General features: G+C 62.2%; 21 protein-coding genes. 17 read left to right on the top strand and 4 right to left on the bottom strand.

The genetic code is table 11. From position 1 onward, the window contains the following. Positions 1-166: 166 nt before the first annotated feature. Entirely contained in the window at positions 167-373 is a 207-nt protein-coding gene (locus HV681_RS12685; protein ID WP_042794090.1) for a cold-shock protein, read from the top strand. A gap of 96 nt (positions 374-469) precedes the next feature. On the opposite strand, the gene HV681_RS12680 is transcribed toward HV681_RS12685, so the two are convergent. Beyond that, positions 470-1015: a TIGR00645 family protein gene (locus HV681_RS12680; RefSeq protein WP_175123411.1), complete on the bottom strand. Its 546-nt coding sequence runs from the start codon at positions 1013-1015 to the stop codon at positions 470-472. A gap of 256 nt (positions 1016-1271) precedes the next feature. Between HV681_RS12680 and loiP the strand changes: the two genes are divergently transcribed. The 5 genes from loiP to lon all read left to right on the top strand — a co-directional run bounded on the left by loiP (position 1272) and on the right by lon (position 8270). Beyond that, on the top strand, positions 1272-2027 hold the full coding sequence (loiP, locus tag HV681_RS12675) for a metalloprotease LoiP (protein ID WP_175123410.1): 756 nt from the start codon (positions 1272-1274) through the stop codon (positions 2025-2027). Positions 2028-2191: 164 nt separating this feature from the next. After that, positions 2192-3502 carry a trigger factor gene (gene tig / locus HV681_RS12670; protein ID WP_175123409.1) on the top strand — a complete coding sequence of 437 codons (1311 nt, stop codon included), beginning with the start codon at positions 2192-2194 and terminating at the stop codon, positions 3500-3502. Positions 3503-3506: 4 nt separating this feature from the next. Next, positions 3507-4160, top strand: a complete 654-nt coding sequence (gene clpP / locus HV681_RS12665; RefSeq protein WP_175123408.1) for an ATP-dependent Clp endopeptidase proteolytic subunit ClpP — start codon at positions 3507-3509, stop codon at positions 4158-4160. Between the two features lie 102 nt (positions 4161-4262). Then, positions 4263-5561 carry an ATP-dependent Clp protease ATP-binding subunit ClpX gene (gene clpX / locus HV681_RS12660; RefSeq protein ID WP_056562435.1) on the top strand — a complete coding sequence of 433 codons (1299 nt, stop codon included), beginning with the start codon at positions 4263-4265 and terminating at the stop codon, positions 5559-5561. 258 nt (positions 5562-5819) lie between these two features. Continuing rightward, complete coding sequence (lon, locus tag HV681_RS12655) at positions 5820-8270, top strand: endopeptidase La (RefSeq protein WP_175123407.1); 2451 nt, start codon at positions 5820-5822, stop codon at positions 8268-8270. A gap of 202 nt (positions 8271-8472) precedes the next feature. Here lon and lexA read toward each other — a convergent pair whose 3' ends face one another. Both lexA and HV681_RS12645 read right to left on the bottom strand, forming a co-directional pair. Then, a complete protein-coding gene (lexA, locus tag HV681_RS12650) occupies positions 8473-9123 on the bottom strand; it encodes a transcriptional repressor LexA (RefSeq protein WP_175123406.1) in 651 nt (216 codons plus the stop codon). 148 nt (positions 9124-9271) lie between these two features. Beyond that, the gene (locus tag HV681_RS12645; protein ID WP_105239416.1) at positions 9272-10471 is read right to left on the bottom strand and encodes an amino acid aminotransferase; all 1200 of its coding nucleotides are present in this window, start codon (positions 10469-10471) and stop codon (positions 9272-9274) included. A 75-nt stretch (positions 10472-10546) separates the two neighbouring features. On the opposite strand from HV681_RS12645, the gene uvrB reads away from it, so the two are divergent. From uvrB to HV681_RS12590, 11 genes are all read left to right on the top strand, one after another. Then, complete coding sequence (uvrB, locus tag HV681_RS12640) at positions 10547-12613, top strand: excinuclease ABC subunit UvrB (RefSeq protein ID WP_175123405.1); 2067 nt, start codon at positions 10547-10549, stop codon at positions 12611-12613. 252 nt (positions 12614-12865) lie between these two features. Further along, the gene (locus HV681_RS12635) at positions 12866-13357 is read left to right on the top strand and encodes a low molecular weight protein-tyrosine-phosphatase (RefSeq protein ID WP_006386176.1); all 492 of its coding nucleotides are present in this window, start codon (positions 12866-12868) and stop codon (positions 13355-13357) included. A 192-nt stretch (positions 13358-13549) separates the two neighbouring features. After that, on the top strand, positions 13550-14089 hold the full coding sequence (gene iscR / locus HV681_RS12630; protein WP_056318865.1) for a Fe-S cluster assembly transcriptional regulator IscR: 540 nt from the start codon (positions 13550-13552) through the stop codon (positions 14087-14089). Between the two features lie 18 nt (positions 14090-14107). Beyond that, on the top strand, positions 14108-15319 hold the full coding sequence (locus HV681_RS12625) for an IscS subfamily cysteine desulfurase (RefSeq protein ID WP_175123404.1): 1212 nt from the start codon (positions 14108-14110) through the stop codon (positions 15317-15319). 33 nt (positions 15320-15352) lie between these two features. After that, a complete protein-coding gene (iscU, locus tag HV681_RS12620; protein WP_175123403.1) occupies positions 15353-15757 on the top strand; it encodes a Fe-S cluster assembly scaffold IscU in 405 nt (134 codons plus the stop codon). 2 nt (positions 15758-15759) lie between these two features. Then, positions 15760-16083: an iron-sulfur cluster assembly protein IscA gene (iscA, locus tag HV681_RS12615; RefSeq protein WP_175123402.1), complete on the top strand. Its 324-nt coding sequence runs from the start codon at positions 15760-15762 to the stop codon at positions 16081-16083. A 3-nt stretch (positions 16084-16086) separates the two neighbouring features. After that, complete coding sequence (hscB, locus tag HV681_RS12610) at positions 16087-16599, top strand: Fe-S protein assembly co-chaperone HscB (RefSeq protein WP_175123401.1); 513 nt, start codon at positions 16087-16089, stop codon at positions 16597-16599. A 75-nt stretch (positions 16600-16674) separates the two neighbouring features. Beyond that, positions 16675-18537, top strand: coding sequence for a Fe-S protein assembly chaperone HscA (gene hscA / locus HV681_RS12605; RefSeq protein ID WP_175123400.1), 1863 nt, complete (start codon positions 16675-16677; stop codon positions 18535-18537). A gap of 9 nt (positions 18538-18546) precedes the next feature. Beyond that, the gene (gene fdx / locus HV681_RS12600) at positions 18547-18888 is read left to right on the top strand and encodes an ISC system 2Fe-2S type ferredoxin (RefSeq protein WP_013394592.1); all 342 of its coding nucleotides are present in this window, start codon (positions 18547-18549) and stop codon (positions 18886-18888) included. Further along, the gene (gene iscX / locus HV681_RS12595) at positions 18888-19082 is read left to right on the top strand and encodes a Fe-S cluster assembly protein IscX (protein WP_175123399.1); all 195 of its coding nucleotides are present in this window, start codon (positions 18888-18890) and stop codon (positions 19080-19082) included. The genes fdx and iscX overlap by 1 nt, the downstream gene beginning before the upstream one ends. 163 nt (positions 19083-19245) lie before the next feature. Next, positions 19246-20130, top strand: a complete 885-nt coding sequence (locus HV681_RS12590; protein ID WP_175123398.1) for a methylglyoxal synthase — start codon at positions 19246-19248, stop codon at positions 20128-20130. 3 nt (positions 20131-20133) lie between these two features. Here the strand turns inward: HV681_RS12590 and HV681_RS12585 are convergent, their stop codons facing one another. Further along, positions 20134-21084 (bottom strand): LysR family transcriptional regulator, encoded by a 951-nt coding sequence (locus tag HV681_RS12585; RefSeq protein ID WP_254594953.1) that lies wholly within the window; start codon positions 21082-21084, stop codon positions 20134-20136. Positions 21085-21199: the final 115 nt, after the last annotated feature.

The raw sequence follows: 21199 nt of genomic DNA, 5'->3' as shown, positions 1-21199 counted from the left end.
TTGACGTTTTTCCGGGTTCACCAATAAACTGGTTTCAGCGAGATTCTCAAGCGACGCGGTCTGCGTTCTCCTTGGTCGCCGTCAGTGGTGCCGCGGTTGCTATCCTCTCCCATCCTTGAAGATCTGGCGTCCCGCGAGCAATCGCTTTTTAGGTCAAGGACATCCCATGGCAACCGGCATCGTCAAGTGGTTCAACGCCGAAAAGGGTTATGGCTTCATCATGCCCGACGACGGCAGCAAGGATCTTTTCGCTCACTACTCCGAAATCCGTAGCGAAGGCTATAAGTCGCTACAAGAAAACCAGCGGGTCACTTTCGACGTTGGAACCGGCCCCAAGGGTCCCAGCGCCAAGAACATCAAGGTCGCGGCCTGAGCTTCTTGGGTAGTGCTCCGGCTTCTGACCCGGTGTTCTATCCATAAAAAAGCCCCCACGTTTTGCGCGTGGGGGCTTTTTTTGTCCTGGCTTGCCTTAGTGCTTGGCTGAACTGCCGGTCGACAGCTTGTCGACCAGGGCGATCCCCAGCGCCGACAGGATGAAGATGGCGTGGATGATGGTCTGCCACATCACGCCGGCTTCGGTGAAGCGCGCGTTCGGCGTGCCGATGGTGCCGGCTTCGATGAAGGTGCGCAGCAGGTGGATCGACGAGATGCCGATGATGGCCATCGCAAGCTTCACTTTCAGCACGCTGGCATTGACGTGGCTCAGCCACTCCGGCTGGTCGGGATGGTTCTGCAGGCGCAGGCGCGACACGAACGTCTCGTAGCCGCCCACGATGACCATCACCAGCAGGTTGGAGATCATGACCACGTCGATCAGTCCAAGCACGATCAGCATGATTTCCATTTCGCCGAAGCTGGTGGCGTGGGTGACCAGGTGCCAGAGTTCCTTGAGGAACAGCATCACGTAGACGCCCTGCGCGACGATGAGGCCCAGATATAGCGGTAGCTGCAGCCAGCGCGAACTGAAGATGAGGCTGGGAAGCAGGCCTAGGCGGGGAGGGGGATTCGGGATCATGTTGGGTGCGAGCCGTTGGGTTTGCGAAAAAAAGCGCGGCGGCAATTCTATCAACGCCATGGGACAGCGGACATCTCTTTTGGCCGGCTTTAAAAGGGCCTCGCGATGCTTAGCATGGCAGGCTTCGAATTGCTCGGCTATTTGGTAAGAGAAAATCGCATTTGCGAAACTCTGTGCCGGAATGCTTCGAAAGCTGTGGGCGTATATAGAATTGCCGCCTCGTTTGCATAGAACAAGTCAATAGGAGTTTGTTCCCATGAAGATCCGCTACACCGTCGCCGCGTTGGCCGTTGCGCTCGCCCCTTACTCGGCCGCACATGCGTTGGACATCGGTGGGCTCGTCGGCGCCGGCGCCAAGGTCGTCCAGGCGGCCACGCTGAGCGATGCCGAGATCAAGACCCTGTCGGACAAGGCGTGCGCGCAAAGCGATTCGCAGGAAAAGATCGCCGCGCCGGGCAGCAAGTACGACGCCCGTCTGCAGAAGATCGCCAAGGCGCTGGGCAGCACGGTCAATGGCCAGAAAGCCAGCTACAAGGTCTATGTCACCAAGGACGTCAACGCGTGGGCAATGGCCAACGGCTGCATCCGCGTTTATAGCGGTCTCATGGACATGATGACGGACGACGAAGTGATGGGCGTGGTCGGCCACGAAATCGGTCACGTGGCGCTGGGCCACACCAAGAAGGCGATGCAGACCGCCTACACGGTGTCGGCTGCGCGTGACGCGGCGGGCGCGGCTGGCGGCGCGACGGTGGCTCAGTTGAGCTCCTCGCAACTGGGCGACCTGACCGAGAAGTTCATCAATGCGCAGTTCTCGCAATCGCAGGAAAGCGCGGCGGACGATTATTCGTTCGACCTGCTGCAATCCAAGAAACAGAATACGCGTGGCCTCGTGACCGCGTTCCAGAAGCTGGCCGAGCTGGACGGCGGCAAGAGCGATATGATGAGCTCCCACCCGTCCTCGGCCAAGCGTGCACAGCACATCGAAGACCGCATCGCCAAGGCCAAGTAACCTCTCGGCCAGGCGTCCGTCCTCGCTTTTTGGGCGATAAACGGGGCGCGAGCATCCGGGCAAATCCGGGGCTCGCGCCCCTTTGCGTCAGGGTTCCGGAAGTTTCCGGTAAAATGCCGCGTTTATCCGCCCGTAATCTCATCTCTCGGAAAATAGGTCTTTTAATGCAGCCTGTGGTTGAAACCCTCTCCGGCCTGGAGCGCCGTGTTGATCTGGCCGTCTCGGTGGCCGACGTCGAAAAGGAAGTCCAGGCGCAATTGAAGCGCGTGGCTCGGACCGCCAAGGTCCCCGGCTTCCGTCCGGGCAAGGCGCCGCTCGCCATGCTCGAGCGCAGCCATGGCCCCAGCATCCGCTACGACGTGATCAATAGCCAAGTTGGCCGTGCCTTTGAACAAGCCATCGACGGCGCCAAGTTGCGCGTTGCCGGCGCCCCGAACCTCGAGCCCAAGACGGAAGGCGTTTCCGACGACACGCTGGCATTCACCGCCACGTTCGAGGTCTACCCCGAAGTCGCCGTGCCGGACCTGTCCGAGCTGGCCGTCACCCGCTACGAAACCGCCGTCACCGACGCAGAAGTCCAGCAGACGCTGGACGTGCTGCGTAAGCAACGCGCCACTTTCGAAGCCCGTGAAGGCCGCGCCAGCGCCGACGGCGACCGCGTCACCCTCGACTTCGCCGGCACCATCGACGGCGTGCCGTTCGAAGGCGGCAAGGCCGAAGACTTCCCGTTCGTGCTCGGCCAAGGCCGCATGCTGCCGGAATTCGAAGAAGCCGCCCGCGGCCTGAAGGCTGGCGAAACCAAGGTTTTCCAGCTCAAGTTCCCGGATGACTACCAAGGCGTCGAAGTCGCCGGCAAGACCGCTGAATTCACCATCACCATCAAGGAAGTGGCTGAAGGCGTCCTGCCCGAACTGAACGGCGAATTCGCCAAGTCGCTCGGCCAAGCCGAAGGCGACGTCGAAAAGCTCAAGGCCGACATCCGCAGCAACATCGAGCGCGAAGTCAAGGTCCGTTCGCAAGGCCGCACCAAGGCCAGCGTCATGGACGCCCTGGTCGAAGCCGGCAAGTTCGACGTGCCGAAGGCCCTGATCGACAACGACGTGCAAGGCCGTATCGCCGCTGCCCGCGAAGAACTGAAGCAGCGCGGCGTGCCCAATGCCGAATCCGTGCCGATCCCGGCCGAGGCTTTCTCGACCGAATCCGAGCGCCGCGTCCGCCTGGGCCTGCTGGTGTCCGAACTGGTCAAGCAAGCTCAGCTGCAAGCCAAGCCGGAACAGGTGCGTGCACGCATCGAAGAATTCGCCCAGAACTACGAACAACCCGCCCAGGTTGTCAGCTATTACCTGGCAGACCGCCAGCGTCGTGCTGAAATCGAGGCTATCGTGCTCGAAGACAACGTCGTCGCGCATGTTCTGGAAAAGGCCAAGGTCACCGACGAAAAGGTGGCTTTCGATCAGTTGATGGGGATGGCGTAACACTATGCAGAGATTCACCGATTTCTATGCGGCAATGAATGGCGGGTCTTCGGTGACCCCCACCGGCCTGGGCTACATTCCCATGGTGATCGAGCAGTCGGGGCGCGGCGAGCGCGCCTACGACATCTATTCGCGTCTGCTCCGCGAACGGCTCATTTTCCTGGTGGGTCCGGTGAACGACGCCACGGCCAACCTGGTCGTGGCTCAGTTGCTGTTCCTGGAATCGGAGAATCCTGACAAGGACATTTCCCTGTACATCAACTCGCCCGGCGGGTCGGTGTACGCGGGAATGGCCATTTTTGACACCATGCAGTTCGTCAAGCCGGACGTGTCCACCCTGTGCACCGGCCTCGCGGCCAGCATGGGCGCGTTCCTGCTGGCGGCTGGCAAGAAGGGCAAGCGTTTCACTCTGCCCAACTCGCGCATCATGATTCACCAGCCCTCGGGCGGCGCCCAGGGGCAGGCTTCCGACATCCAGATCCAGGCCCGCGAAATCCTGGACCTGCGCGAGCGTCTCAACCGCATCCTGTCCAACAACACCGGACAGAGCATGGAGCGCATCGAGCTGGACACGGAACGTGACAACTTCATGTCGGCCGAAGATGCGGTATCGTATGGCCTGGTGGACAAGGTCATGGCCTCCCGGTCCGAAGGCTGACTTCCCGGTTGAACCAGACCCGCTGCCATCATGTTTGAGTAAGCGCATGCGCTAGGCCATTTACCCGGCCTGGCGCATCTTTACCTGAGATACGAAAGAAATATGCCTGAAAAAAAGGGATCGGCAGACGCTAAGGTGCTGCATTGCTCGTTTTGCAATAAAAGCCAGCACGAAGTCCGCAAGCTGATCGCGGGTCCGTCGGTATTCATCTGCGATGAATGCATAGATCTGTGCAACGACATCATCCGCGAAGAGGCGCAGGCCACCGCGCGCGCGGCGATTCGTTCCGAGCTGCCCACTCCGGCTGAAATCAAGACTTTCCTCGACCAGTACGTCATTGGGCAATCGTCACCCAAGCGCATGCTGGCCGTGGCCGTCTACAACCACTACAAGCGCATTCGCCACGGCGAAATCAAGGGCGACGAAGTTGAGCTCTCCAAGAGCAACATCATGCTGATCGGGCCCACCGGCTCCGGCAAGACGCTTCTGGCCCAGACGCTGGCTCGCATGCTGAACGTGCCCTTCGTCATGGCCGACGCCACCACGCTGACCGAAGCCGGTTATGTGGGTGAAGACGTCGAAAACATCATTCAGAAGTTGCTGCAGAACTGCAACTATGAAGTCGAAAAAGCCCAGCGCGCCATCATCTACATCGACGAGATCGACAAGATTTCGCGCAAGTCCGACAACCCGTCCATCACCCGCGACGTGTCGGGCGAGGGCGTGCAGCAGGCCTTGCTGAAGCTGATCGAAGGCACGGTGGCGTCGGTACCTCCGCAGGGCGGCCGCAAGCACCCCAATCAGGATTTCGTGCAGGTCGACACGACCAACATCCTGTTCATCGTGGGCGGCGCCTTCGACGGACTGGAAAAGGTCATCCGCGACCGCACTGAAAAGTCCGGTATCGGCTTCTCGGCGTCCGTGCGCGCCAAGTCCGAGCGCGGCGTCGGTGAACTGTTCTCCGAAGTCGAGCCCGAAGATCTCATCAAGTTCGGTCTCATCCCCGAATTGGTCGGCCGTCTGCCTGTGGTCGCCACGCTGGACGAGCTGGACGAAGCCGCGCTGGTCCAGATTCTGACCGAGCCCAAGAACGCCCTGCTCAAGCAATTCCAGAAGCTGTTCGCCATGGAAGGCGCCGAGCTCGACGTGCGGCCCGCTGCGCTTAAGGCCATCGCCCGCAAGGCGCTGCGCCGCAAGACGGGTGCTCGCGGTCTGCGCTCCATCATCGAACAGGCGCTGCTCGACACCATGTACGACCTGCCCTCGCAGGGCAACGTCAAGCGTGTGGTGCTCGACGAAAACGCCATCGAAGGCGAGGGCAAGCCCTTGCTGATCTACGCGGATGAAAACGCCGCGCCAGAGAAGCCGGAGCGCGGAGAAGTCCGCGACGCCGCCGCCTGATATTTCAAAAAAGCCCGTTCTCGTAACGGGTTTTTTTGCCTAGGGCGCTTCTCCATCCACGATCACGCTTTTCAGCCGGCCGCCATGGCCGCATACTGAAGACGGTTCCAGGGCCTTTTTGGGGCCTTTTGGTGATCCAGGCGGCCGAGATCTTGAATTTTCGGCTATTGTTCCCATAACAGACGTAATTGACGAGTTTGCTCGGGTATTACCCGGGTGTCCCGTCCCCATACGCCGAGTCATACCGAGGAACCTCATATGTCTGCCAGCCAGACCCTGCCTTCCGACCCGATCGACCTTCCCCTGCTGCCGCTGCGCGATGTCGTAGTGTTCCCGCATATGGTCATCCCGCTGTTCGTCGGCCGTCCGCGCTCCATCCGCGCGCTCGAGGTCGCGATGGAAGCGGGCAAAAGCATCATGCTGGTGGCTCAAAAGTCCGCCGGCAAAGATGACCCCACGCCTGAAGACGTATACGAAATTGGCTGCGTCGCCGGCATCCTGCAAATGCTCAAGCTGCCCGACGGCACCGTGAAGGTGCTGGTTGAAGGCACGCAACGCGCGCGCATCAACACCATCGAAGACGCCGATTCGCACTTCACCTGCCAGGTGTCGCCTATCGAACCGGACGCCATGCAGGGCTCCGAAACCGAAGCCTTGCGCCGCGCCATCGTTGCGCAGTTCGAGCAGTACGTGAAGCTCAACAAGAAGATCCCGCCCGAGATCCTCACCTCGCTGGCTGGCATCGACGATGCAGGCCGCCTGGCCGACACGATCGCCGCGCATCTTCCCCTGAAGCTCGAGCAGAAGCAGAAGATGCTCGAGATCACCGGCACCTCCGAACGCCTCGAAGGCTTGCTCACGCAACTCGAAACCGAAATCGACATTCTCCAGGTCGAGAAGCGCATTCGTGGCCGCGTGAAGAAGCAGATGGAAAAGAGCCAGCGCGACTACTACCTGAATGAGCAGGTCAAGGCCATTCAGAAGGAGTTGGGCGAAGGCGAAGAGGGCGCGGACATCGAAGAGCTTGAAAAGAAGATCATCGCTGCCCACATGCCCAAAGAGGCACGCAAGAAGGCCGATGCCGAGCTCAAGAAGCTCAAGCTCATGTCGCCCATGTCGGCCGAAGCCACCGTGGTGCGCAACTACATCGACACGCTCATCAATCTCCCCTGGAGAAAGAAGAGCAAGATCAACAACTCGATCAGCAACGCCGAGACGGTGCTGGACAACGACCACTACGGTCTCGAAAAGGTCAAGGAACGGATCCTCGAATATCTTGCCGTGCAACAGCGCGTGGACAAGGTGAAGGCGCCGATCCTGTGCTTGGTCGGCCCTCCGGGCGTTGGCAAGACTTCGCTTGGCCAGTCGATCGCCAAGGCCACGAACCGCAAGTTCGTGCGTATGGCCCTGGGCGGCGTGCGCGACGAAGCCGAGATCCGCGGTCACCGTCGTACGTACATCGGCTCGATGCCCGGCAAGATCGTGCAGAACATGTCGAAGGTTGGCGTGCGCAATCCGCTGTTCCTGCTTGATGAAATCGACAAGCTGGGCATGGATTTCCGCGGCGATCCCTCGTCGGCCCTGCTCGAAGTGCTGGACCCGGAACAGAACCACACATTCCAGGACCACTACATCGAGGTCGACTTCGATCTCTCCGACGTCATGTTCGTGGCGACCAGCAACACGCTGAACATTCCGCCGGCCCTGCTGGATCGTATGGAAGTGATCCGCCTGTCGGGTTACACCGAGGAAGAAAAGATCCACATCGCCCGCGACCATCTGCTGCCCAAGCTGATGAAGAACAACGGCGTGAAGGATACCGAGCTGACGGTCGACGACAGCGCGCTGCGCGATATCGTGCGTTACTACACCCGCGAAGCCGGTGTTCGTGCGCTCGAGCGCGAAGTGGGCAAGATCTGCCGCAAGGTCATCAAGCAATTGCTGACCCAAAGCGATCGCGCCAAGGCTGAGGGCAAGACGCTCGAGGTCAAGGCGGTCAACGTCACGGCCGACAACCTCAGCGATTACCTCGGCGTGCGCCGCTACGCGTTTGGCATGGCCGAAAAGGAAAACCAGATCGGTCAGGTGACCGGCCTGGCGTGGACGGAAGTCGGCGGCGACCTGCTGACGATCGAAGTCGCGGACATGCCCGGCAAGGGCGTCATCCAGCGTACGGGTTCGCTCGGCGATGTGATGAAGGAATCGGTCGAAGCGGCGCGCACCGTCGTGCGTTCGCGGGCTCGCCGCCTGGGCTTTGCCGACAGCGTCTTCGAAAAGCACGACATGCACGTGCACGTGCCGGAAGGTGCGACGCCCAAGGACGGTCCGTCCGCGGGTATCGCGATCACCACGGCCATGGTGTCGGCCCTGTCGCGCATCCCGGTGCGCGCCGATGTCGCCATGACGGGCGAGATCACGCTGCGCGGCGAAGTGCTGCCGATCGGCGGCCTGAAAGAAAAGCTGCTCGCGGCTCACCGTGGTGGTATCAAGACGGTTCTGATTCCGGAAGAAAACGTCAAGGATTTGGCGGAGATCCCTGACAACGTCAAGAACCACCTCGAGATCGTGCCGGTGCGTTGGATCGACAAGGTGCTGGAACTGGCCTTGGAGCGTCTGCCGGAGCCGTTGGCCGAGGAAGAAGCCGTCAAGGAGCCCCTGGTTGCCAAGCCGGCTGAACCCGGCTCTACCGACCCGGTCATGAAGCACTGATGGCGTCTTGAACGCCAGGGCGCTCTCGAAAGAGGGCGTCCGAAGCCCAAGGGTGTCTAAAGTCTTACGGACCGCCCCAAAGCAAAAAACCCCGCTCGGTGAGCGGGGTTTTCTTTTGGATGTGGCGTACCGGTGGCGAGGTATGGCGTAGGCGGCGCACGCCGCCCGCAGGGCTTGGCTATGAGCAGGACTAGGTCCCGGCCTAGTGCAGCGCTTGCGTGCGGATAAGACCTACCGCAATGCCTTCCAGCGCAAATTCCTGATCCGCCTTGACCACGATGGTTTCGAAGTCGGGATTTTCAGGCAGGAGCTCGATATGGCCGTTCTGGCGTTGAAGGCGCTTGACCGTGACATCGTCGCCGATACGAGCCACCACGATCTGGCCATTGCGGGCTTCAGATGCCTTTTTGACAGCCAGCAGATCGCCTTCAAGGATGCCGGCGTCGCGCATGCTCATGCCGCGGACTTTGAGCAGATAGTCGGGCGCCTGGGCAAAGAGGCTGGGGTCTACGCCGACTTCGCGTTCGACATGCTCGGCCGCAAGAATCGGGCTACCTGCCGCAACACGGCCGACCAGCGGCAAGAGAAGCTGGGCGAGGGCAGGGATGGGGAGTGAGGCCTGGGCGGGCGCGGTGGCGGCGTCCTTCAAGCGGATGCCCCGCGAGGCGCCGGCCGTGAGCTCGATGGCGCCCTTGCGTGCCAACGCCTTAAGGTGGTCTTCGGCGGCGTTGGGAGAGCGAAAACCCAGGGCCTGGGCGATCTCGGCACGCGTCGGCGGAAAGCCGGTGCGCGTGACCGTTTGCCTGATGAGGTCCAGGATTTGTTGTTGGCGATCCGTGAGTTTGCTGGCCATGGCGATGATCCGGTGCGAGCGGACTGTACATATATACAGCGCCATTCTGGGGGACGCAGCGCAAAAAAGCAAGCCGGTCTCGAATGCAGCAAAAACGGGACCCGCAGGTCCCGTTTCTGGCTGAAGACGGCTTGGGCCGCCTGGTGATTTACAGCACAGCTGCGATTCCGGCTGCCACCTTGTCGATGTTGCCGCTGTTCAGCGCGGCCACGCAGATGCGTCCGCTGGACACGGCGTAGACGCCATGTTCTTCACGCAGACGGTCCACCTGAGCGGCGGAGAGGCCCGAGTACGAGAACATGCCGCGCTGCTTCAGCACGAAGCTGAAGTCCTGCTTGCCGCCGTGCTCTTTGATCTTGTCGACCAGTTGCGCGCGCATCAGGCGGATGCGATCACGCATGCCGGCCAGTTCTTCTTCCCAGAGGGCGAACAGCTCGGGCGTGTTCAGCACCGTGGAGACCACCGTGCCTCCGTGCGTGGGCGGGTTGGAGTAGTTGGTGCGGATGACACGCTTGAGCTGGCTCAGCACGCGCGTGGCTTCGTCCTTGCTGCCGGCCACGACGGTCAGCGCGCCGACGCGCTCGCCGTACAGCGAGAACGACTTCGAGAACGACGAGCTGATGAACATGGTCATGTCCAGGTCCGCGAACAGGCGCACGACCGAGGCGTCTTCCGTCAGGCCGTCGCCAAACCCTTGGTAGGCGATGTCCAGGAACGGGACCAGGTTGTTTTCCTTGACGACAGCGGCGATCTGCTTCCACTGGTCGGGGGTGGGATCCGCGCCCGTGGGGTTGTGGCAGCACGCATGCAGCACGACGACGGTCTTGGCGGGCGCGGCCTTCAGGTCGGCCAGCATGGCTTCGAAGTTCAGGCCGCGGGTGGTGGCGTCGTAGTAGGCATAGGTGCCGACTTCAAAACCGGCGCGTTCGAACAGGGCGCGGTGGTTTTCCCAGCTGGGATCGCTGATCAGGACCTTGGAGCCCGGCAGCAATTGGCGCAGGAAATCGGCGCCGATCTTCAGGGCGCCAGTGCCGCCCAGTGCTTGCGTGGTCAGCACGCGACCAGCGGCAGCCAGCGCGGAATCCTTGCCCAGCAGCAGCGCCTGAGCACCGGCGTTGTAGCCGGCGATGCCTTCGATAGGCAGATAGCCGCGAGCGGCGGCGGCTTCGATGCGGGCGGTTTCGGCCTTGCGCACTGCGCCCAGGAGCGGGATCCGTCCCTGATCATCGTAATACACGCCCACGCCCAGGTTCACTTTACCGGGGCGGGTGTCCGCGTTGTATTGTTCGTTCAGGCCAAGAATGGGGTCGCGCGGCGCGAGCTCGACGGAATCGAATAGGGTGCTCATGGGACTCTGATGAGGTGGGTGGACGCAGTACGAAGTGCTGTGGATAATGGGGGGTTTACCCTGGAACAGTCTAGCATGCCTAAGAGCGCAATAGACCCGAGCGCGGGGGCTCCCGCCGCAGGTCCGGGATTCGTCGATTTCCCTGACAGCCCGTTTCACCTCTATCAACCCTATCCGCCTGCGGGGGACCAGCCCACGGCTATCGCAGGGCTGACGCAGGGTGTCGAAGACGGCCTCATGTACCAGACGCTGCTGGGCGTGACCGGGTCAGGCAAAACCTACACCATGGCCAACGTGATCGCGCGCATGGGCCGCCCGGCGCTGGTCCTTGCGCCCAACAAGACATTGGCCGCGCAGCTCTACGCCGAAATGCGCGAGTTCTTCCCGAAGAACGCGGTGGAGTATTTCGTCTCTTACTACGATTACTACCAGCCCGAGGCCTATGTGCCGACGCGCGACCTGTTCATTGAAAAAGACTCGTCCATCAACGAACACATCGAGCAGATGCGGCTGTCGGCCACCAAAAGCCTGCTCGAACGGCGCGACACGATCATCGTGGGCACGGTGTCGTGCATCTACGGTATCGGCAACCCGGGCGACTATCACGCGATGGTGTTGATCCTTCGCGCGGGCGACCAGATCGCCCGCCGCGAGATCCTCGCGCGCCTGGTCGCCATGCAGTACACCCGTAATGACGCCGAGTTCACGCGTGGGGTCTTCCGCGTGCGTGGCGAGACCATCGACATCTTCCCGGCAGAAAGCGCCGAGCTCGCGTTGCGCGTGACGTTGTTCGATGACGAAATCGAAACGCTCGAACTGTTCGATCCTCTGACGGGTCGCATCCGCCAGAAGCTGCCGCGCTTCACCGTCTATCCCGGCTCGCATTACGTGACGCCGCGCGACACCGTGCTGCGCGCCATCGAAACCATCAAGGAAGAGCTGCGGGAACGCGTCAAGCGGTTCGTCGACGATGGTCACCTGGTCGAGGCTCAGCGTCTTGAGCAACGCACCCGCTTCGATCTGGAAATGCTGCAGGAGCTTGGGTTCTGCAAGGGCATCGAGAACTACTCGCGTCATTTGTCAGGCGCCGCGCCGGGCGACCCGCCACCGACCCTGATTGATTATTTGCCGTCCGACGCGCTGATGTTCATTGACGAGAGCCACGTCACGATCGGCCAGCTCAGCGCTATGTACCGCGGCGACCGGTCCCGCAAGGAAACGCTGGTGCAGTACGGTTTTCGCCTGCCGTCGGCGCTGGACAATCGTCCGCTCAAGCTCGAGGAGTTCGAGACGCGGATGCGCCAGTGCGTATTTGTTTCGGCAACGCCTGCTGCATACGAACAGGAGCACGCGGACAACGTCGTGGAGCAGGTGGTGCGTCCCACAGGCCTTGTCGACCCTATCGTCCAGGTGTTGCCCGCTCGCACGCAGGTGGACGACCTGCTGGGCCAGATCAAGGCGCGTGTTTCTCAAGGCGACCGCGTGCTGGTCACGACGCTGACCAAGCGGATGGCCGAAGACCTGACGGACTTCCTGAGCGAGCATGGCGTGAAGGTGCGCTACCTGCACTCGGACATTGACACGGTCGAGCGCGTCGAAATCCTGCGGGACCTGCGCCTGGGCACGTTCGACGTCCTGGTGGGGATTAACCTGCTACGCGAGGGTCTGGATATTCCGGAGGTGTCGCTGGTGGCCATCCTGGATGCCGACAAGGAGGGCTTCCTGCGCTCAGAGCGCAGCCTCATTCAGACCATCGGCCGCGCGGCCCGCAACCTGAACGGTCACGCGATTCTCTATGCCGACCGGATCACGGATTCGATGAAACGCGCCATGGACGAGACTGCCCGCCGGCGCACGAAGCAGCTTCAATTCAACGTCGACAACGGCATCACTGCGCGCGGCGTCCACAAAGCGGTGCGCGAGTTGATCGACGGTATCGTGGCGCCTGCCCAACACGACACGCTGGAAGCGGCAGTTCCCGCGGAATTGTTGAAGGACGAGAAGGCCCTGGCGCGCGAGATCAAGCGACTGGAAAAGCTGATGATGGACCACGCCCGCAATCTCGAATTCGAACAGGCTGCTGCCGCCCGAGACTCGCTCAATGCCCTCAAGCAGCGTGTGCTGCTGGACGGGGCAGTGTAGGGCAAGGCCGAACGTTTCAATTCATGTCTGTTCGCTTACGGCAAGCTGAAAAAGCTCAAAAAGTGGTGCGCTGCCATCATGGTGTAACCATTCCGGAATTTTGCGCGCGCTGCGTCTCATGGGTTACCTGAATACAAGCTTGCAACCCCATGATTTCTCTAGGATTATGAGCCCTATTAATTTGCGCTACGTCAATTGCGCAGGTGCAAAAAAAGCTTGCCTTATCTCGGGTTTTCCCGCACACTTGCTCCCATGATGACCAAGGTACTTTTCGTTTGCATGGGCAATATCTGTCGCTCGCCGAGCGCAGAGGGCGTGTTTCGCCATTTGGTGAATGACGCGGGTTTGGGCGATGTTGTGCGCATCGACTCCGCGGGCACGCACGCGTTTCATATCGGCGAGGCGCCTGATGCCCGGGCGCAGGCTGCGGCACGTAAGCGCGGCTACGAGATCACTCACTGCGAGGCGCGTCAGGTCACCGCGGAAGACTTCCGTGACTTCGATCTTATCCTCGCCATGGACTGGGACAATCTGTCCGCCATGCAGCAGCAATGCCCCAAGGCGTACCAGCACAAGCTGATGCTCCTGATGCGCTTTGCCAATGAATTCGAAGAAGCCACCGTGCCCGATCCGTACTACGGTGGCGCCGACGGTTTCGGCAAAGTCCTTGACTACCTCGAAGATGCCTGTCAGGGTGTTCTCGAACTGGTCCGCAAGCGCGCTACCCAGTACCAGGCTGCCTGATCGGCCGGTTGCAGAGTCGCTCGCAGAGCGGCTCTCAGGGCAGAAGGCAGTAAAAAACCGCGCAGATGCGCGGTTTTTTGTAGCCGGGAGCCATACCAAATTAGTCGGGAATAGGCTATACTTGAGCCAATTACTCGGGTATTGACCGCTGGATTCGCTGGCGGCCACTGCCGGAATCACAGGGAATTCACCATGCGGCTAACTACCAAAGGGCGTTTCGCCGTGACTGCCATGATCGACTTGGCTATGCGGCAGCATAGCGGCCCGGTCACTCTTGCGGCCATCAGCCAGCGTCAGAACATTTCGCTTTCGTATCTGGAACAGCTCTTCGGAAAACTCCGTCGTCACGAGCTCGTGGACAGCGTCCGCGGCCCGGGCGGCGGTTATTCGCTTGCGCGCCTGGCGCGCAACGTGACTGTTGCAGACATCATCTTCGCCGTCGACGAACCGCTGGACGCCACGAGCTGTGGCGGCAAGCGGGACTGTACGAGCGGCAACGACGGCAAGCCCGGCAAGTGCATGACGCATGAACTCTGGGCTACGTTGAATCGCAAGATGGTGGATTACCTGGATTCGGTGTCCCTGCAGGATCTCGTCGACCAGCAGCGTGTGCGCCAATTGCAGGAAGCGACCAATCAAGCGCAGGCCTGCGCAGTGCGCGTGAACCGGGTGGGAGGCGCTACCGCCGCCAACGCCCCGACCACCACTGTTGCTGCCAACGCCACCGTATAAGAAGTAGGAGTTGTAGAAATGACCACCCGTCCGATCTATCTGGATTATTCGGCCACGACGCCTGTCGATCCCCGCGTTGTTGATGCCATGGTGCCGTGGCTGTACGAAAACTTCGGCAACCCGGCGTCGCGCAGTCATGCGTTTGGCTGGGAGTCCGAAGAGGCCGTCGAACGCGCCCGCGAACAAGTCGCCAAGCTGGTCAATGCCGACCCGCGCGAAATCGTCTGGACCTCCGGCGCCACCGAATCCAACAACCTCGCCATCAAGGGCGCGGCAAACTTCTATGCCGAGCGCGGCAAGCACATCATCACGGTCAAGACCGAACACAAGGCGGTTCTGGACACCTGTCGTGAGCTGGAGCGCCAGGGCTTCGAAGTCACCTATCTGAACGTCAAGGACAACGGCCTGATCGACCTGGATGTCTTCAAGGCTGCACTGCGTCCCGACACCGTGCTGGTGTCCGTGATGATGGTGAACAACGAAATCGGCGTGATCCAGGACGTGGAAACGCTGGGTGAAATCTGCCGCGAAAAGGGCATCATTTTCCACGTCGACGCCGCTCAGGCGACCGGCAAGGTGGAAATCGACCTGCAAAAGCTCAAGGTCGACCTGATGTCGTTCTCCGCCCACAAGACTTACGGCCCCAAGGGCATCGGTGCGTTGTACGTACGCCGCAAGCCGCGTATCCGTATCGAAGCGCAGATGCATGGCGGCGGTCATGAGCGCGGTTTCCGCTCGGGCACGCTGGCCACGCACCAGATCGTCGGCATGGGCGAAGCCTTCCGTCTGGCGCGCGAAGAAATGGGCACCGAGAACGAGCGCATCCGCATGCTGCGTGATCGCCTGTGGAATGGCCTGTCGGAGATCGAAGAGGTCTACCTGAACGGCGACATGGACCAGCGCGTGCCGCACAACCTGAACGTGAGCTTCAACTACGTCGAAGGCGAGTCCCTGATCATGGCGATCAAGGAGCTTGCGGTTTCCAGCGGTTCGGCCTGCACCTCGGCCAGCCTGGAGCCTTCGTACGTGCTGCGCGCCCTGGGCCGCAACGATGAACTGGCGCACAGCTCGATCCGCTTCACGCTGGGTCGTTTCACGACCGAGAAGGAAGTGGACTTTGCGGTCGAACTGATCAAGAGCCGGGTTGGCAAGCTGCGCGATATGTCGCCGCTTTGGGAAATGGCCAAGGAAGGCATCGACTTGAACACCGTGCAGTGGGCCGCGCACTAAGCGCCCGCGCCTTGATATACGTGGAGAATTAACATGTCTTACAGCACCAAAGTTCTGGATCACTACGAAAACCCCCGCAACGTCGGTTCGTTCGACAAGTCGGACGACTCGGTGGGCACCGGCATGGTCGGCGCGCCGGCCTGTGGCGACGTGATGAAGCTGCAGATCAAGGTGAACGAAGCTGGCGTTATTGAAGACGCGCGCTTCAAGACCTACGGCTGTGGCTCGGCCATCGCCTCCAGCTCGCTCGTGACCGAATGGGTCAAGGGCAAGACGCTGGACCAAGCCATGAACATCCGCAACACGCAGATCGCCGAAGAACTGGCGCTGCCGCCGGTGAAGGTGCACTGTTCCATCCTGGCCGAAGACGCGATCAAGGCCGCGGTGCAGAACTACAAAGAAAAGCATTCGGCCACCGCCGAAGCTGTGGCGGGCTGATCATGTCCGTTACCCTGACCCAACAGGCTGCCACCCACATCGGCCGCTACTTGCAGAAGCGCGGAAAGGGTATCGGCTTGCGGCTCGGCGTTAGGACGACGGGCTGCTCCGGCATGGCCTACAAGTTGGAGTATGTCGACGCGGTCGAAGCGGAAGATGTCGTCTTCGAGAGCTTTGGCGTGAAGGTCTTCATTGACCCCAAGAGCCTTTCGTATCTCGATGGCACGGAGCTGGACTACGCCCGTGAGGGCCTGAACGAAGGCTTCAAGTTCCGCAACCCCAACGAAAAGGCGACCTGCGGCTGCGGCGAGTCGTTCACGGTGTAAGTCTTGGCTGGTGACGATCACTTCAGCCTGTTTGGCTTGCCGGCACGATTCGACCTGGACGGCCAGGCGCTTGAGCACGCTTGGCGCACCGTCGCCGCGAAGGTGCACCCCGACCGCTTTGCCACGGCCAGCCCCGCGGAACGTCGCGTGGCGATGCAATGGGCGGCACGGGCCAACGAGGCCTATCGCGAATTGAAGGATCCGCTGCTGCGGGCCCGCTACCTGTGCGAACAGGCGGGCGTGGACCTGCAGACCGAAAGCAACACGTCCATGGACGGCGCTTTCCTGATGCAGCAGATGACCTGGCGCGAGATGCTGGATGACGGGCGCGACGACGCCAGCGTTCTGAACGCGTTGCAAGCCGAACTGGACGAGGCGCGTGCCGAGATGCGCGCCACGCTAACGCGCCTTCTGGATGACGAACGCGATTACGCGGCGGCCGGGCGCAAGGTGCGGGAATGGATGTTCGTGGAAAAGCTGGCGCAGGAGCTGGCCCACGTGCAGCCCGCGGGATAGCCAACGGCGCGCTGGGGCGTTCCCGTCATCATGGGCGCCTGTCCGGCGCGGCCTACTGACCAGAAAAACAGAATCATGGCCTTATTGCAGATTTCCGAGCCCGGTGAATCGCCCGCGCCGCACCAGCGCAAGCTGGCGGTCGGGATTGACCTGGGCACCACCAATTCGCTGGTCGCTGCGGTGCGCAGCAGCGTGGCTGAAGTGCTGCCCGATGCGCAAGGCCATGCCTTGCTACCGTCGGCGGTGCGCTATTTCCCCGGCGGCAAGGTCACCACGGGCCGCGAGCCGCTGGCCCAGCAGGCCGAAGATCCCCTGAACACGGTCGTTTCCGTGAAGCGTTTCATGGGCCGGTCGCTGGAAGAGGCGCAGGCAACGCGCGCGCCTTATGAGTTTGTCGATGCACCCGGGATGGTCCGGATCCGCACGGCGCAGGGCGACCTGAGCCCGGTCGAGGTGTCCGCGCAGATCCTGGCAGTGCTGCGCCAACGCGCCGAAGACGTGCTGGGCGACGAGCTGGTGGGCGCGGTCATTACCGTGCCCGCGTATTTTGACGACGCGCAGCGTCAGGCCACGCGCGACGCCGCGCGCCTGGCGGGCTTGAACGTGCTGCGCCTGTTGAATGAACCGACCGCGGCCGCCATTGCCTATGGGCTGGACAATGCCGCCGAGGGTGTCTACGCCGTTTATGACCTGGGCGGCGGCACGTTTGATATTTCCATCCTGCGCCTGACGCAGGGCGTGTTCGAAGTGATTTCCACGGGCGGCGATACGGCGCTTGGCGGCGACGACTTCGATGTCCTGATCGCGGATCATGCCGTGGCGAAGCTGGGCTTGGGCGAACTGTCGCCCGCCGAGCGCCGCGGTTTGCTGATGGCGGCGCGCGCCGCGCGTGAAACGCTGTCGGACGCCGACGTGACGAGCCTGAAGCTGACGCTGTCGGGCGGACGCGACGTCGATCTGACGCTTACCCGTGATGAATTTGAATCGCTGGCCCAGCCGCTGATCGAGCGCACGCTGGACACGGCGCGCCGCGCGCTGCGCGATGCGGCGCTCAAGCCGGCCGACGTGCGCGGCGTGGTGATGGTGGGCGGTGCGACGCGCATGCCTGTCGTGCGCGCCGCGGTGGCCAAGGTGTTCGGCACGGAACCGCTGACCGATCTGGATCCGGATCAGGTCGTGGCGCTGGGCGCCGCGCTGCAGGCCAATCTGTTGGCGGGCAACCGGGCACCGGGCGAAGACTGGCTGCTGCTTGACGTGATTCCGCTGTCGCTGGGTCTGGAAACGATGGGCGGCTTGGTCGAGCGCATTATTCCGCGCAATAGCACCATCCCCGTGGCACGCGCGCAGGAATTCACGACGTTCAAGGACGGCCAGACGGCCATGAGCATCCACGTGGTGCAGGGCGAGCGCGACCTGGTGGCGGATTCCCGTTCACTGGCGCGCTTTGAACTGCGCGGCATTCCGCCGATGGTGGCGGGCGCCGCACGTATCCGCGTGACCTTCCAGGTCGACGCGGATGGCCTGCTCAGCGTCACGGCGCGCGAGCAGAGCCAGGGCGTCGAGGCAATGGTGTCCGTCAAGCCGTCTTACGGTCTGTCCGACGACGAGATCGCGCAGATGTTGGCCGATAGCGTGGCGCAGGCTGACACGGATGCCAAGGCGCGCATGTTGCGAGAGCAGCAGGTCGACGCGCGCCAGTTGGTGGAATCGGTGCAGGCGGCGCTGGCCGTTGATGGCGACCTGCTGGAGCCGGAAGAACGCGAGCGGGTGGACGAGTGCCTGGAGGCCGCTATCGCGGCGCAGCAGGCCCAGGACGTGGACACCGTCACGCAAGCCGTGCAGGCCCTGTCCGCCGCGACCGACGACTTTGCCGCGCGCCGCATGGACCGCAGCATCCGCGCCGCGTTGGCCGGCCGCAAACTAGACGAAATCGCCTGATAAGAAGTTATGCCGAAACTGACTGTATTGCCTCATCCCGACTACTGTCCCGAAGGCGCGGTGATCGAAGATGCGCCCAAGGGCGTGTCGATCTGCCGCGTGCTGCTGGACAACCACATCGATATCGAGCACGCCTGCGAACTGTCGTGCGCCTGCACGACCTGTCATGTGGTGGTCAAGCAGGGTTATTCTTCGCTGGAAGACGCCACGGACGACGAGGAAGACCTGCTGGACAAGGCCTGGGGCCTGACCCCGACGTCGCGTCTGTCGTGCCAGGCGCTGGTGACCGACGCAGACCTGACGGTCGAGATTCCCAAGTACACGATCAATCACGCCAAAGAGGGCCATTGATGAAGTGGACCGACACCTACGAGATTGCGGCTGCGCTGTACGACGCGCACCCTGACGTGGACCCGAAGGTGCTGCGTTTTACGCAGTTGCGCGAATGGGTCATGGCCTTGCCGGGCTTCAGCGACGATCCCGCCCACAGCGGCGAGAAGATCCTGGAGGCCATTCAGATGGCCTGGATCGAAGAAGCCGACTGAATGTGGCTGCACAAGACGCTCCCTTTAGGGAGCGTTTTTTTTGGGCGGAGCGGCCAGGCTGCGGGCAGCCTCGGGCGCGGTCTCGCGCATGACATGCTCGCGTCGCGCGGGCCACGGTATCATCGGGGATCCGTTTGTTTGTCCTTTCCAGCCGAGTCCACCGATGCCCGCTGCCCAATTGCGTTTTGGCCTGGCCGCCAATCGTTTGCACCATGAAACCCCCGACGCTGCCCTGTTCACCTGGCTGCGTGCGTGTTCGTCCACCATCCGCGAGCTGGGCGTGCAGTTGCACACGGTGGGGCGCACCCATGATGCGATCGTGCGCGAAGGCATGCTGCAGGGTTATCCCGGTCTGATCCGTTACCCGTACGGCCGCGAGGGCGGTCTGATGAAGCTGGTGGCGCGCGTGACCGAAGGTCGTGACGGCCAGGCGCCGTTTGATGGCGCGATCTACCTGATCGATCCCGTTGACCCGTCGTCGATTTTTCCCGAAGCGCTGGCGCTCAAGCGGCAGTGCATTACGCACGGCCGTCCGTTCATTTCGACGCTGGCGGGCGCCATCGAATGGATGGAAGTCGAACGCATACACGCCGGGCTGGCGCCGGATGCATCTGTGTCGCGCCATTTCAATTTCTCGGGTCAGACGCTGGCGATGATCGCCCACGACGCGCTCAAGGACGAGATGGTGGCGTTTGCCAGCGAGCATTTCGATGTGCTGTCGCGCTTTGCCCGGCGCGTGGCCACCGGCACGACCGGCGGCCGGCTGAATGAGTTGGCGTGGTCGCGCGGCTGGCCCAAGGACACGCCGTGGGTGCATCGCTACCTGAGCGGCCCGCTGGGCGGCGATGCGCAGATTGCGGAGCTGGTGCTTGAGCACCAATGCCAGCGCGTCATCTTCTTTGAGGACCCCCACGTCGCACGCCAGCACGAGGCCGATATTCAGCTGCTGGAACGGGCGGTGCGCGTCGTCACCGAGTCCGCCACCTGCGCCACGTCGCCCACGGTCGCGCGCCGCTGGGCGCAAGCGGTCGAAAAGCGGATCGTCTGAGCGCTACGCGCGCGCCGCGGCAGGCTTTGCATCGGTGATGGTGCGGGCGACGCGGTCCGCGACGGCTGCGGCCGCCAGCGACAGCGGCAGCACATCGGAATGGCACAGGAATACCGGGCGGGTCAGACGGGGCCGGCTGATCCGCCGCAATTGCACGAGGCCGAGCTCGGCCTCCTGGCGTACGGATTCAAACGACAGGATCGTATGGGCGACGCCGGCCTGCGCCAGCTCGATCAGCTGCGGGATGGCATTGGCTTCGGCAATGACGCGGAATTCAACCTGTTCGCGCTGCTGATATTGATCCAGTAAGCGTCGCAGGCTGTGCGGATTGCCCGGCAGCACCAAAGGCAACGCGGACAGGGCGCGCAGGCTGATGGTCGCCAGCGCAGCCAGCTCTGCTGATGCGCGTTTGCCGTGTTTGCCGCGTTTTGCCAGGGGCGGTGATACGACCACCAGCTCCTCGTCGATCAGATGCTGGAAACGCAGATCGACAGACGCTTCATCGCTGAATGTCAGTCCCAGATCGGCATGGCCCGAGCTCACGAACCCGGGGATGTAGCCCGTGCTGGACTCGATGATCTTCAAGTAGACGCCCGGCCAGTGGGCGAGGCTGAACCGCAGCAGCGGCACCGTCAGCAGCTTGGCCATGGACATCGACATGGCCAGCGACACCGTGCCACGCGGCGCGTTGAGGTCTTCACGCACATCGGCACGCGCCGCGTCGATGCGGCCGAGGATTTCACGCGCGTGCGCCAACAGGCGCGTGCCCGCCGCGGAGGGCGTGACGCCGCGGGCGCTGCGTTGCAGCAGGACGACGCCCAGGTCTTCTTCAAGATTGCGGATCTGCAAACTGAGCGCAGGCTGGGCCACATGCAGCGCCGTGGCGGCGCGGCTGATCGAACCCGTTGACACCACCGCGACAAAGCATTGCATCGCGCGTATGGACATGGACATGAAGGATCCCAAGAAAAAGGCGGGCCATCATTTTTTTGTTATGGCCCGCATATTTAAACGGTATTTCTAATATAGCAATCCGCTTCCGATAATGGGCGTCATCCAAGAAGAACCA

Origin of the sequence: Achromobacter animicus (assembly GCF_902859585.1) — a bacterium.
In the GTDB taxonomy this organism is placed as follows: Bacteria; Pseudomonadota; Gammaproteobacteria; order Burkholderiales; family Burkholderiaceae_B; genus Achromobacter; species Achromobacter animicus.
This window is presented reverse-complemented; position numbering and strand designations above follow the sequence as displayed.